This window comes from Pseudomonas sp. GW821-FHT07G10, from assembly GCF_059418545.1.
Window position 1 is genome coordinate 23,326 of record NZ_JBWKQB010000004.1, and the last position, 12,441, is coordinate 35,766.

The window sequence follows — 12,441 nt, forward strand, 5'->3', positions numbered from 1 at the left end:
AGCGCTTACAGGCGGAACTCATGGCCCAGATACACTTCCTTGACCAGCTCGTTGGCCAGGATGGTGGCGGAGTCGCCTTCGGCGATCAGTTGACCGTCGTTAACGATGTAGGCGGTCTCGCAGATATCCAGGGTTTCACGGACGTTGTGGTCTGTGATCAGCACGCCGATGCCCTTTGCCTTCAGGTGATGAATGATCTGCTTGATGTCTCCCACCGAGATCGGATCCACACCGGCAAACGGTTCATCGAGCAGGATGAACTTCGGTGCGGTGGCCAGGGCTCGGGCGATTTCCACGCGACGACGTTCGCCACCGGAGAGGCTCATGCCGAGGTTATCGCGGATATGGTTGATGTGGAATTCCTGCAGCAGGCTTTCCAGCTCCTGGCGACGCCCGGCCTTGTCGAGTTCCTTGCGGGTCTCAAGAATGGCCATGATGTTATCGGCAACCGACAGCTTGCGGAAGATCGATGCTTCTTGCGGCAGATAGCCGATGCCAGCCCGTGCGCGGCCGTGCATCGGCTGGTGGCTGACGTCCAGGTCGTCGATCAGTACGCGACCCTGATCGGCCTGGACCAGCCCGACGATCATGTAGAAACAGGTGGTCTTGCCGGCACCGTTAGGACCGAGCAAGCCGACGATCTGGCCGCTGTCGATGGACAGACTGACGTCACGCACGACCTGGCGGCTCTTGTAGCTCTTGGCCAGATGCTGAGCTTTCAGAGTTGCCATTACTGGGCCTTCTGCTCGTCAGTTTTCTTTTTCGGCTGGATCACCATGTCGACCCGCGGACGTTGCTGGGTGACCTTGTTGCCGGTGGCGCGACCGGCGTTAGCGACCTGTTTGACGGTGTCGTAGACGATTTTCTCACCTTCGGTGGTGTTGCCGTCGTTGATCACTTTGGCCTTGTCGATCAGCACGATACGGTTTTGCGCGGCGTGATACTGAATGGTCACGCCATAAGCCTGGACAGGCTTTGGATCAGTCGCCTTTTGCAGCTGTTCGAAGTAAGCCAGGTTGCCCACCGAGGTCACTACGTCGATTTCACCTGCCGGGGTGCGAGTGATGGTCACGGTATTGCCGGTGATCTTCATCGAGCCCTGGGTGATGATGACGTCGCCTTTGTAAGTGGCAATGCCCTGCTTGTCATCCAATTGGGCGTCGTCGGCCTGAATGCGGATGGGTTGCTGGCTATCAGTCGGCAGAGCCCAGGCGCTCACGCTTCCCAGTGCTGCGCTCAGGCTGAGCAAAATAGGGAGGGTTTTAACGAGCCTCATACTGTCCTCTTACGTTCGATAGCAGGTGCATCCTGCCTTCTTCCAAATACGCTTTCATTCCCTTGCCAGTAGTCGCGCCACCAGCGCCGTCGATTCTAACGGCTTGCTCGGTCTGCGCATATTGCTTCTGAGGGAATACGGTCATACGGCTACTGGTAATAATGGTCGTACGATCTTTCTCGTCGGTACGTGCAATACGTACCGAATCAATCAGTTCTACTTCAGTGCCGTCCGGATTGACTTCGCCGCGTTCGCTCTGGACGTGCCAGGGGAAAGTAGTGCCGCGATAGATGTGCAAGTCGGGCTTGGTCAGCATCGTCACTTCGGTTGCTTTCAGGTGTTCGACCTTGTCGGAAGTCATTTCGTACTGCAACTTGCCATCGGGCAGAAACTGCACACTGTGGGCGTTGATGGCGTAGTAGTCGATAGCGTTTTCGTCGACGACTGCCGCCGGCCGCTCGAGAAAGCGTTCCGGGCTGATGTTCCAGTAGCCAACGGCCGCGAACAGGGCGGTGATGGCTCCGAAAATCAGAATGTTGCGAGTTTTTTTGCTCAGCATAGGTGGCTCTACAGGTAGGCGGCGTTGGCCGCTTCAAGGCTGCCTTGGGCGCGCAGGATCAACTCGCAAAATTCGCGCGCAGCCCCTTCGCCGCCACGGGCCTGGGTGATGCCGTGCGCATGTTCACGAACGAAGCTGGCGGCGTTGGCGACCGCCATACCCAAACCGACACGACGAATCACGGGAAGGTCGGGCAGGTCGTCACCCAGGTAGGCGACTTGTTCATAGCTTAGGTTGAGTTGAGCAAGAAGCTCGTCCAGTACCACCAGTTTGTCTTCGCGGCCCTGATAAAGATGAGGGATACCGAGATTTTTCGCGCGGCGCTCGACCACCGGGGTCTTGCGGCCGCTGATAATGGCGGTCTGTACGCCCGCGGCCATCAGCATCTTGATGCCTTGGCCGTCGAGAGTGTTGAAAGTCTTGAATTCGCTGCCGTCTTCAAGAAAGTACAGGCGGCCATCAGTCAGTACGCCGTCGACGTCGAAAACCGCAAGTTTGATGTTTTTGCCGCGTAGCAGTAGGTCTGTGCTCATTACATTACTCCGGCGCGCAGCAAATCGTGCATATTCAAGGCGCCAACCGGGCGATCATCGCTATCGACCACCACCAGTGCGCTGATTTTATTGTCTTCCATGATTTTCAGGGCCTGGGCCGCGAGCATTTCGGCGCGCGCGGTTTTGCCATGAATGGTCATCACTTCATCGATGGTGGTGCTGTGGATGTCAATGGTGCGATCCAGTGTTCGACGCAAATCGCCGTCAGTGAAGATCCCGGCCAGACGCCCGTCGGCCTCGAGAATCATGGTCATGCCAAGGCCTTTGCGGGTCATTTCCACTAAGGCGTCTTTGAGCAAGGTGCCGCGCGGCACTTGAGGCAGTTCCGTGCCCGAGTGCATGACATTTTCCACTTTCAGTAGCAGGCGACGACCCAAGGCACCGCCCGGATGGGAGAAGGCGAAGTCTTCAGCGGTAAAACCCCGTGCTTCAAGCAAGGCGACCGCCAGTGCGTCCCCCATTACCAGGGCTGCGGTGGTGGAGGACGTCGGCGCCAGGTTCAGCGGGCAGGCTTCGTGCTCGACGTGAACGTTGAGATTGACCTCTGCGGCCTTGGCCAGTGCCGACTCGGGATTGCCGGTCATGCTGATCAACTGAATGCCCATGCGCTTGATCAGCGGCAACAGGGTGACGATTTCATTGGTAGAGCCGGAATTGGACAGGGCGAGGATGATGTCGTCGCGGGTGATCATGCCCATGTCACCGTGGCTGGCTTCCGCCGGGTGTACGAAAAATGCCGTGGTGCCGGTGCTGGCCAGGGTTGCGGCAATTTTATTGCCGATGTGCCCTGACTTGCCCATGCCGACCACAACCACGCGGCCTTTGCTGGCCAGAATCATCTCGCAAGCGCGTACGAAATCTGCGTCGATATGAGCCAGCAAGCTTTCTACGGCTTCAGTTTCGAGGCGAATGGTACGTTGTGCTGATTGAATCAGGTCGCTGGATTGGCTCATGTCAGAAATCGTTTACCCAGATGAAAAGGCGGCGATTATAACGGTAATGATCAGTTCCCTCACATAAGTTCGTCGGGCTTTGCGTGATTTGCCTGTCTTGATCCTGAACAGGCACGGCTTCGGCCTTGGGCGCTCTGCATCAGCAGTGATATAGTTCGCCGCCAGTTCGGCCTGCCTAGGGAGCCAGGCGTCCTAGTGAGAGGCTGCATCGCAAGGAGTTTAGATGAGTGCCGATAACGCCTACGCGGTCGAGCTGAAGGGACTGTCCTTCAAGCACGGTGCGCGCAGCATCTTCAATAACATTGATATTCGCATTCCGCGAGGCAAGGTCACCGGCATCATGGGACCTTCCGGCTGCGGTAAAACCACGCTGTTACGCCTGATAGGCGCGCAGTTGCGGCCCGGCGCCGGTGAAGTCTGGGTCAACGGTCAGAACCTGCCGAAGCTCTCGCGCAGCGACCTGTTCGACGCGCGCAAGCAAATGGGCGTGTTGTTTCAAAGCGGCGCATTGTTCACGGATCTGGACGTTTTCGAGAACGTTGCCTTTCCGTTGCGCGTTCATACCCAATTACCGGATGAGATGATCCGCGACATCGTTCTGCTCAAATTGCAGGCGGTGGGGCTGCGGGGTGCCATCGATTTGATGCCTGACGAGCTGTCGGGCGGCATGAAACGTCGCGTCGCGTTGGCGCGAGCCATTGCCCTCGATCCGCTGATTCTCATGTATGACGAACCCTTTGTCGGGCAGGACCCTATCGCCATGGGCGTACTGGTGCGCCTGATCCGTCTGCTTAATGACGCTCTGGGGATCACCAGTATCGTGGTTTCCCACGATTTGGCCGAAACCGCGAGCATTGCCGATTACCTGTATGTGGTCGGCGATGGACAAGTGTTGGGGCAAGGGACTCCTGAGGAATTGATGAACACCGACAACCCGCGCATTCGCCAATTCATGAAAGGCGATCCAGACGGCCCGGTTCCGTTCCACTTCCCGGCGCAGGATTACCGCGCAGATCTTCTGGGGAAGCGCTGATGCACAAGACTTCATTAATCGAGAGGATTCGCCTCTTTGGTCGATCCGGCATCGACATTGTCGAGTCGCTGGGACGTTCGACGCTGTTTCTGTTTCACACACTGCTGGGTCGCGGGAGCATCGGCGGCGGGTTTGGCCTGCTGGTAAAACAATTGCATTCGGTGGGTGTGATGTCCCTGGTGATCATTGTGGTCTCCGGGATATTCATCGGCATGGTACTGGCACTGCAAGGCTTCAATATCCTGTCCAGCTACGGTTCGGAGCAGGCGGTCGGGCAGATGGTTGCGCTGACGTTGCTGCGTGAATTGGGGCCGGTGGTCACCGCCTTGCTGTTTGCCGGGCGTGCCGGTTCGGCCCTGACCGCCGAAATCGGCAACATGAAATCCACCGAGCAGCTCTCCAGTCTGGAAATGATTGGCGTGGACCCGCTCAAGTACATCATTGCCCCGCGCCTCTGGGCCGGCTTCATTTCGCTACCGCTGCTGGCGATAATTTTCAGCGTGGTAGGGATCTGGGGTGGCTCCTGGGTAGCTGTCGACTGGCTTGGAGTGTATGAAGGCTCCTACTGGTCGAATATGCAAAATAGCGTGAGTTTCAACGGCGATGTGCTCAATGGTGTTATTAAAAGCATCGTTTTCGCTTTTGTAGTGACCTGGATCGCCGTTTTTCAAGGCTATGACTGTGAGCCCACATCCGAGGGGATCAGTCGTGCCACCACCAAGACGGTGGTGTATGCCTCATTGGCCATTCTCGGCCTCGACTTTATTCTGACCGCCTTGATGTTTGGAGATTTCTGATGCAAAACCGCACCCTGGAAATCGGTGTCGGCCTTTTCTTGCTGGCTGGCATCCTGGCTTTGCTGCTGCTGGCTTTGCGGGTCAGTGGCCTGTCCCCGAGCGCGAGCAGTGACAGTTATAAACTTTATGCGTATTTCGACAATATCGCCGGTTTGACTGTCAGATCCAAAGTGACCATGGCCGGTGTAACCATCGGCAAGGTCACGGCTATCGATCTGGATCGCGACAGTTTCACCGGTCGGGTCACGTTGCAGCTGGAAAAGCGTGTAGATAACCTGCCGACTGACTCCACTGCATCTATCCTGACCTCTGGCCTGTTGGGCGAGAAATACATCGGCCTCAGCGTGGGCGGGGAGCAGACTCTGCTCAAGGATGGTGGAACCATCCATGACACCCAGTCGTCGCTGGTGCTTGAAGACCTGATCGGTAAATTCCTGCTCAATACCGTTAGCAAAGACCCCAAATGAGGAGTTTTTTCATGATCTCTATCTTGCGAAGTGGCCTGTTGGTATTACTCGCGGCATTGCCGCTGGTGGCTAACGCCGTGGCTGCGCCTTCCGCGCACGATCTGGTACAGGACACCACCAATCGATTGCTCGCCGATCTGGCGGCCAATAAAGAGAAGTACAAACGGGATCCGAGCGGCTTTTACGACTCCTTGAACAGCATCGTCGGGCCTGTAGTGGATGCCGAGGGCATCTCCAAGAGCATCATGACGGTCAAGTACTCGGGCAAAGCCACGCCTGAGCAAATGAAAACCTTTGAAAATAACTTCAAGAGGGGCCTGTTCCAGTTCTATGGCAACGCCTTGCTCGAGTACAACAATCAAGGCATCACCGTCGATCCAGCCAAGGATGAGTCGGGAGATCGTACAAACGTTGGCATGACGGTCAAGGGCAGCAATGGCGCGATCTACCCTGTGTCTTACACACTGGAAAAGATCAATGGCGAGTGGAAGCTGCGTAACGTGATCATCAACGGCATCAACATCGGCAAGCTGTTCCGTGATCAGTTCAGCGATGCAATGCAGCGCAATGGCAATAACCTGGACGCGACCATCAATGGTTGGGCCGGTGAAGTCGCCAAAGCCAAGGAAAAGACCGAAGCTGAAACGACTCAGAAGAAGCCCGCCCAATGAGTGAGTCGGCTGTCAGCATGGGCGAGGCCGGTGAGCTAATGCTCAGTGGCGTACTTGATTACCGCACCGGGCCGGATCTGCGCAAGCAGGGCCAGGTGTTGATCAAGTCGAGCGAGGCGTCAGCCTTGGTGCTTGATTGCTCGGGTGTGCAAAAGTCCAGCAGCGTCGGTTTGTCGTTGTTGCTGTGTTTCATGCGTGACGCGCAAGCGGCGGGCAAGGCGCTGAGCGTCCGTGCCCTGCCTGACGACATGCGTGAAATCGCTCAGGTCAGCGAGTTGACCGAGCTGTTGGCGCACCCTTAACTATCATCAATAAAGAGGCCCCCCGTCAGAGTCCTGCTATGCGGGGTTCGCAGGCGCGGGGCTTTTTTGTATGATGTCCGACCCGTGCGCACAGGGCGCCGATTGAGGTTGAGCATGCAGGCCAACGAAGTGAAGAGCTTCCTTGAAGGAAAGCTGTCCGAGACTCTTTTATCAGTGCAGGTAGAAGTTGAGGGCGAAGGCTGCAACTTTCAGCTGAACGTGATTAGTGACGAGCTGGTGGCTTTGAGCCCGGTCAAGCGTCAACAGAGCATCTATGCCCATTTGAACCCATGGATCGCCGATGGCAGCATCCACGCGGTCACTATGAAATTTTTCAGCAGCGCGGCCTGGGCCGAGCGCACCTGAGCCCAAGGGCGTCGAGATTCTTATGGATAAATTGATTATTACCGGCGGCATTCGTCTTGATGGCGAAATTCGCATCTCCGGGGCAAAGAACTCTGCCCTGCCGATTCTGGCTGCAACCTTGCTCTGCGATGGTCCTGTAACCGTCGCCAATCTGCCGCACCTGCACGATATCACCACCATGATCGAGCTGTTCGGTCGCATGGGCATTGAGCCGGTGATCGACGAAAAGCTCAGCGTTGAAATCGATCCGCGTACCATCAAGACCTTGGTCGCACCGTACGAACTGGTGAAAACCATGCGTGCCTCGATTCTGGTGCTGGGGCCGATGGTTGCCCGTTTCGGTGAAGCCGAAGTCGCGCTGCCTGGCGGTTGCGCCATTGGTTCGCGTCCGGTCGACCTGCACATCCGTGGCCTCGAAGCCATGGGCGCAACCATCGAAGTCGAAGGCGGCTACATCAAGGCCAAGGCGCCTGAAGGCGGCCTGCGCGGTGCGCACTTCTTCTTCGATACCGTCAGTGTGACCGGTACCGAAAACATAATGATGGCTGCCGCGCTGGCCAATGGTCGCAGCGTGCTGCAAAACGCCGCCCGCGAGCCCGAAGTCATCGACCTGGCGAACTTCCTGAACGCCATGGGTGCCAAGATCTCCGGTGCCGGCACTGACACCATCACCATCGATGGCGTGGAGCGTCTGCACCCGACGATTTACAAAGTGATGCCTGACCGCATCGAAACCGGTACCTACCTGGTGGCTGCTGCTGTCACGGGCGGCCGCGTGAAGGTCAAGGACACCGATCCGACCATCCTTGAAGCCGTACTGGAAAAACTCAGGGAATCGGGTGCCGAAATTACCACCGGTGAAGACTGGATCGAACTGAACATGCACGGCAAGCGGCCAAAAGCCGTCAACGTGCGTACTGCTCCGTACCCGGCGTTCCCAACCGACATGCAGGCGCAGTTCATCTCGCTCAACGCCATTGCCGAAGGCACTGGTGCGGTGATCGAGACCATCTTCGAAAACCGCTTCATGCATGTGTATGAACTGCACCGCATGGGTGCCAAGATCCAGGTCGAAGGCAACACCGCGATCGTTACCGGCACCGAGAAGCTTAAAGGCGCGCCAGTCATGGCCACCGACCTGCGGGCTTCGGCCAGTCTGGTCATCTCGGCACTGATCGCCGAAGGCGACACGCTGATCGACCGCATCTACCACATCGACCGTGGTTACGAGTGCATCGAAGAGAAGCTGCAGATGCTCGGCGCCAAGATTCGCCGCGTACCGGGCTAGTTTCTTACGTCATGGGCACATGGAGGTGCCCGACAGTTGGTTTCGTTTCAAGTCGAGCCTGTAATGTTCAGGTTCGATGTTTGTCCGGCGCCGTTTGTGACCGGGCATAAGTATCCTGATAAGGACTTACGTTTCCCATGTTGACCATCGCACTGTCCAAGGGCCGCATTCTCGATGACACTCTGCCGCTTCTGGCTGAAGCGGGCATTGTACCGACCGAGAATCCGGACAAGAGCCGCAAGCTGATCATCCCCACGACCCAGGCCGATGTGCGCTTGCTGATCGTGCGCGCTACCGATGTGCCGACCTACGTCGAGCATGGTGCCGCCGATCTCGGTGTGGCCGGTAAAGATGTGTTGATGGAGTACGGCGGCCAAGGCCTGTACGAGCCATTGGACCTGCAGATTGCCCAATGCAGGCTGATGACCGCTGGTGCCATTGGCGCGGTTGAGCCCAAAGGCCGGCTACGGGTGGCGACCAAGTTCGTCAACGTTGCCAAGCGTTACTACGCCGAACAGGGCCGTCAGGTCGACATCATCAAGCTTTACGGCTCGATGGAACTGGCTCCGTTGATCGGTCTGGCGGACAAGATCATCGACGTCGTCGACACTGGCAACACGCTGCGGGCCAATGGCCTGGAGCCTCAGGAGTTGATCTCGATGATCAGTTCCCGTCTGGTGGTCAACAAGGCCTCCATGAAAATGCAGCACGCCCGTATCCAGGCGCTGATCGATACCCTGCGCAAAGCGGTAGAGTCGCGACACCGCGGCTGACCCACCCGCGCGACCCCGGTCGCGCCCATCTATCCGTGTCATAGCCAGAATTCTCAGGTGCCCACGCGGATGGCTTGGTAGTCTTGCGGCGCCTGAGATTTGCAAAACCCAGCTTTGCAAAACCAAGCTTTGCCCATTTGAGCATTCGCCAATTATTGAGGCCCTCGCCATGACCGCTCCCACTGCAATTCGCCGACTCAACGCTGCTGACCCGGATTTCGCGCATCATCTGGATCATCTGCTGAGCTGGGAAAGTGTGTCTGACGACTCGGTCAATCAGCGGGTGCTGGATATCATCAAAGCCGTGCGCGAACGCGGCGACGCGGCGCTGGTGGAATTCACCCAGCGCTTCGACGGCCTTGAAGTGACATCGATGGCCGATCTGATTCTGCCCCGTGAGCGTCTGGAGCTGGCCCTGACCCGGATCACCGTGCCCCAGCGTGAAGCGCTGGAAAAAGCTGCTACGCGAGTACGCAGCTACCACGAAAAACAGAAACAGGATTCCTGGAGCTACACCGAGGCCGACGGCACGGTGCTGGGCCAGAAGGTCACGCCGCTTGACCGCGCCGGTCTGTACGTCCCCGGAGGCAAGGCTTCCTATCCGTCTTCGGTGTTGATGAACGCGATCCCGGCCAAGGTCGCGGGCGTGACCGAAGTGGTCATGGTCGTACCGACCCCGCGCGGTGAAATCAATGAACTGGTGCTGGCCGCAGCCTGCATCGCCGGTGTTGACCGGGTATTTACCATCGGTGGCGCCCAGGCCGTTGCCGCCTTGGCTTATGGCACCGAAAGTGTGCCCAAGGTCGACAAAGTCGTCGGCCCGGGCAACATCTATGTGGCCACCGCCAAGCGCCACGTGTTTGGTCAGGTCGGTATCGACATGATTGCCGGCCCGTCCGAGATTCTGGTGGTCTGCGACGGTCAGACCGATCCGGACTGGATTGCCATGGACCTGTTTTCCCAGGCTGAGCACGACGAAGATGCCCAGGCCATTCTGATCAGCCCGGATGCCGGGTTCCTCGACAAGGTGGCGGCGAGTATCGCCAAACTGCTGCCGACCATGGAACGCGCCGAAATCATCGAGACCTCGATCAACGGCCGTGGTGCGTTGATTCAGGTTCGCGACATGCAGCAAGCCATCGACGTGGCCAACCGCATTGCCCCGGAGCACCTGGAGCTATCGGTCGCAGATCCGCAAGCCTGGTTGCCGCAGATCCGCCATGCCGGTGCGATCTTCATGGGCCGTCACACCTGCGAGGCCTTGGGCGACTACTGCGCCGGTCCCAACCACGTGTTGCCGACTTCCGGCACTGCGCGTTTCTCCTCGCCGCTGGGGGTGTATGACTTCCAGAAGCGTTCGTCGATTATTTTCTGTTCGCAGGCGGGCGCTTCCGAACTGGGCAAAACCGCTTCAGTGCTGGCCCGCGGCGAGTCCCTGACTGCCCACGCCCGCAGCGCGGAATACCGGATCGTTACCAATGAAGAGGGGAAACAAGCATGAGTAAATTCTGGAGTCCCTTCGTCAAGAATCTGGTGCCTTACGTGCCGGGTGAGCAGCCGAAGCTGGCGAAACTGGTCAAGCTCAACACCAACGAAAATCCTTACGGTCCATCGCCTAAAGCCTTGGCGGCGATGCAGACCGAATTGAACGACAACCTGCGTCTGTATCCGGATCCGAACAGCGACCTGCTCAAGCAAGCCGTTGCCAAGTACTACGGGGTGCAGAGCAATCAGGTGTTCCTCGGCAACGGTTCCGATGAAGTGCTGGCCCATGTTTTCCACGGCTTGCTCCAACACGATCAGCCGCTGCTGTTTCCGGACATCAGCTACAGCTTCTATCCGGTGTACTGCGGCCTGTACGGTATGGCGTTCGAAGCGGTGGCGCTGGATGAGCAGTTTCAGATTCGCGTCTCGGACTATGCCAGGCCTAACGGCGGGATCATTTTCCCCAATCCGAATGCGCCAACCGGTTGCCTCTTGGCGCTGGACGCGGTCGAGCAAATCCTCAAGGCCAGCCCGGACTCAGTAGTCGTTGTCGACGAGGCCTACATCGACTTCGGTGGCGAGACGGCGATCAGCCTGGTGGATCGTTATCCGAATCTGCTGGTGACTCAGACACTGTCCAAGTCGCGTTCCCTGGCGGGTCTGCGAGTCGGTCTGGCGGTCGGTCATGCGGATTTGATCGAGGCGCTGGAGCGGATCAAGAACAGCTTCAACTCCTACCCGCTGGATCGTCTGGCGATCGTCGGCGCGGCAGCCGCGTTCGAGGATCGTGAGCACTTCGACAAGACCTGCAAGCTGGTTATCGACAGTCGTGAACACGTGGTTGAGCAATTGCAGGCAAAGGGTTTTGAAGTGCTGCCGTCGGCGGCGAACTTCATCTTCGCCCGTCATCCGCAACACGACGCGGCAGGCCTGGCGGCCAAGTTGCGTGAGCAAGGCGTGATCGTGCGCCACTTCAAGCAGGAGCGAATCGCTCAGTTCCTGCGCATCTCCATCGGCACGCCAGAGCAGAACCAGGCGTTGATCGACGGTCTCGGCGACCTTTAAACCGCTATCGCGAGCAAGCCCGCTCCCACATTTGATCTGTGTCTGTCACAAATTTTGCGGCTATGCACGGCCTAATGTGGGAGCGGGCTTGCTCGCGATTGGGGTCACCACCGATGCCAATCCTTACTCGTGATGCGGCTCGCCAAGGAATGTCAGCGAACTGAACAATCCCCGCGACGCCACATCGGCATTGTCTTTCAGCGGGATTTCCACCTGCGCTGCAATCACATTCAGCCCTTCATTACGCACCAGCACCTGTGCCCGACCTTCGGCATCCGTTTCGGTACTCAGGGTGTTCGGCGCGTTGCGGTAATCGCCAATCAACTTCACCCCGGCCGCAGGTTTGCCATCGAGCAACACACGCACCGGCAGTGACTGGCCCGGGCCGACGGTGAGCGGATCGACTTCCGGCAGGATCAGCAGTTTGATCTGATCCAGCTTCGGCAACCTGGCCCCCGGCTGATAAATCGCCAGGCTGTACTTGAAGGTCTGGGTCGAGGCGATCGCTCCCGGTACTTTGCTGCGTCCCTGATTGACCCATTGCTTGTCAGCGGTCTGCGACCACATACCGTTATCCAGCGCCACGGCCAGCACGGCGGGCGGCTTGAGTGGTTGAAGGCGCGCATGATCGGCCAAGCGTTGTACGGTAACCGGGATCATCTTGCCTGCGACGTCATAGGCCCAGGCGCCGCTGATTTTCTGCGCTTTGAAGGCATTGTCCTCGGCGCCATGGCCGTAGATGACTTCGACATTGCCACGGCGTTGTTCGGTCCACAGGCCGTGGGCCGAGACTTGAGTGGCGAACAACGCGCCGAGCAGACCCAGCAGAGCCAGTGTTTTTGGTTGTTGCAT

Annotated in this window: 16 protein-coding genes; 10 read left to right on the forward strand and 6 right to left on the reverse strand. The window is 58.1% G+C overall.

What is annotated here, in order from left to right; all coding sequences use genetic code 11:
• Positions 1 to 5: 5 nt before the first annotated feature.
• From lptB to AC07O1_RS07665, 5 genes are read right to left on the reverse strand one after another with little or no spacing between them, the layout of a single operon-like run.
• Positions 6 to 731, reverse strand: a complete 726-nt coding sequence (gene lptB / locus AC07O1_RS07645; protein ID WP_058436531.1) for an LPS export ABC transporter ATP-binding protein — start codon at positions 729 to 731, stop codon at positions 6 to 8.
• Positions 731 to 1,276: a lipopolysaccharide transport periplasmic protein LptA gene (lptA, locus tag AC07O1_RS07650; protein ID WP_495088408.1), complete on the reverse strand. Its 546-nt coding sequence runs from the start codon at positions 1,274 to 1,276 to the stop codon at positions 731 to 733. The genes lptB and lptA overlap by 1 nt, the downstream gene beginning before the upstream one ends.
• Entirely contained in the window at positions 1,263 to 1,835 is a 573-nt protein-coding gene (lptC, locus tag AC07O1_RS07655) for an LPS export ABC transporter periplasmic protein LptC (protein WP_495088409.1), read from the reverse strand. The genes lptA and lptC overlap by 14 nt, the downstream gene beginning before the upstream one ends.
• Before the next feature lie 8 nt (positions 1,836 to 1,843).
• The gene (locus AC07O1_RS07660) at positions 1,844 to 2,368 is read right to left on the reverse strand and encodes a KdsC family phosphatase (protein ID WP_494995183.1); all 525 of its coding nucleotides are present in this window, start codon (positions 2,366 to 2,368) and stop codon (positions 1,844 to 1,846) included.
• Positions 2,368 to 3,342, reverse strand: a complete 975-nt coding sequence (locus AC07O1_RS07665; protein WP_495088410.1) for a KpsF/GutQ family sugar-phosphate isomerase — start codon at positions 3,340 to 3,342, stop codon at positions 2,368 to 2,370. The genes AC07O1_RS07660 and AC07O1_RS07665 overlap by 1 nt, the downstream gene beginning before the upstream one ends.
• A 223-nt stretch (positions 3,343 to 3,565) precedes the next feature.
• Here AC07O1_RS07665 and AC07O1_RS07670 point away from each other — a divergent pair, with 223 nt between their 5' ends.
• The 10 genes from AC07O1_RS07670 (at position 3,566) to hisC (ending at position 11,589) form a co-directional block, all read left to right on the forward strand.
• A complete protein-coding gene (locus tag AC07O1_RS07670; RefSeq protein WP_495088411.1) occupies positions 3,566 to 4,375 on the forward strand; it encodes an ATP-binding cassette domain-containing protein in 810 nt (269 codons plus the stop codon).
• On the forward strand, positions 4,375 to 5,172 hold the full coding sequence (mlaE, locus tag AC07O1_RS07675; RefSeq protein ID WP_494995180.1) for a lipid asymmetry maintenance ABC transporter permease subunit MlaE: 798 nt from the start codon (positions 4,375 to 4,377) through the stop codon (positions 5,170 to 5,172). The genes AC07O1_RS07670 and mlaE overlap by 1 nt, the downstream gene beginning before the upstream one ends.
• Positions 5,172 to 5,639, forward strand: a complete 468-nt coding sequence (gene mlaD / locus AC07O1_RS07680; protein WP_494995179.1) for an outer membrane lipid asymmetry maintenance protein MlaD — start codon at positions 5,172 to 5,174, stop codon at positions 5,637 to 5,639. Before mlaE ends, mlaD begins: the two co-directional genes overlap by 1 nt.
• An 11-nt stretch (positions 5,640 to 5,650) precedes the next feature.
• Complete coding sequence (locus AC07O1_RS07685) at positions 5,651 to 6,310, forward strand: MlaC/ttg2D family ABC transporter substrate-binding protein (protein ID WP_495088412.1); 660 nt, start codon at positions 5,651 to 5,653, stop codon at positions 6,308 to 6,310.
• Positions 6,307 to 6,612: an STAS domain-containing protein gene (locus tag AC07O1_RS07690; RefSeq protein WP_495088413.1), complete on the forward strand. Its 306-nt coding sequence runs from the start codon at positions 6,307 to 6,309 to the stop codon at positions 6,610 to 6,612. The genes AC07O1_RS07685 and AC07O1_RS07690 overlap by 4 nt, the downstream gene beginning before the upstream one ends.
• 114 nt (positions 6,613 to 6,726) lie before the next feature.
• Positions 6,727 to 6,978 carry a BolA family protein gene (locus AC07O1_RS07695; protein WP_095077854.1) on the forward strand — a complete coding sequence of 84 codons (252 nt, stop codon included), beginning with the start codon at positions 6,727 to 6,729 and terminating at the stop codon, positions 6,976 to 6,978.
• 22 nt (positions 6,979 to 7,000) lie between these two features.
• Entirely contained in the window at positions 7,001 to 8,266 is a 1,266-nt protein-coding gene (gene murA / locus AC07O1_RS07700; protein ID WP_494995176.1) for a UDP-N-acetylglucosamine 1-carboxyvinyltransferase, read from the forward strand.
• A 137-nt stretch (positions 8,267 to 8,403) separates the two neighbouring features.
• Positions 8,404 to 9,039, forward strand: a complete 636-nt coding sequence (gene hisG, locus AC07O1_RS07705; protein ID WP_494995175.1) for an ATP phosphoribosyltransferase — start codon at positions 8,404 to 8,406, stop codon at positions 9,037 to 9,039.
• A gap of 169 nt (positions 9,040 to 9,208) precedes the next feature.
• A complete protein-coding gene (gene hisD, locus AC07O1_RS07710; protein WP_494995174.1) occupies positions 9,209 to 10,540 on the forward strand; it encodes a histidinol dehydrogenase in 1,332 nt (443 codons plus the stop codon).
• Positions 10,537 to 11,589: a histidinol-phosphate transaminase gene (gene hisC / locus AC07O1_RS07715; RefSeq protein ID WP_495088414.1), complete on the forward strand. Its 1,053-nt coding sequence runs from the start codon at positions 10,537 to 10,539 to the stop codon at positions 11,587 to 11,589. The genes hisD and hisC overlap by 4 nt, the downstream gene beginning before the upstream one ends.
• Positions 11,590 to 11,712: 123 nt before the next feature.
• Here hisC and AC07O1_RS07720 read toward each other — a convergent pair whose 3' ends face one another.
• On the reverse strand, positions 11,713 to 12,441 hold the full coding sequence (locus AC07O1_RS07720) for a DUF4198 domain-containing protein (RefSeq protein WP_495088415.1): 729 nt from the start codon (positions 12,439 to 12,441) through the stop codon (positions 11,713 to 11,715).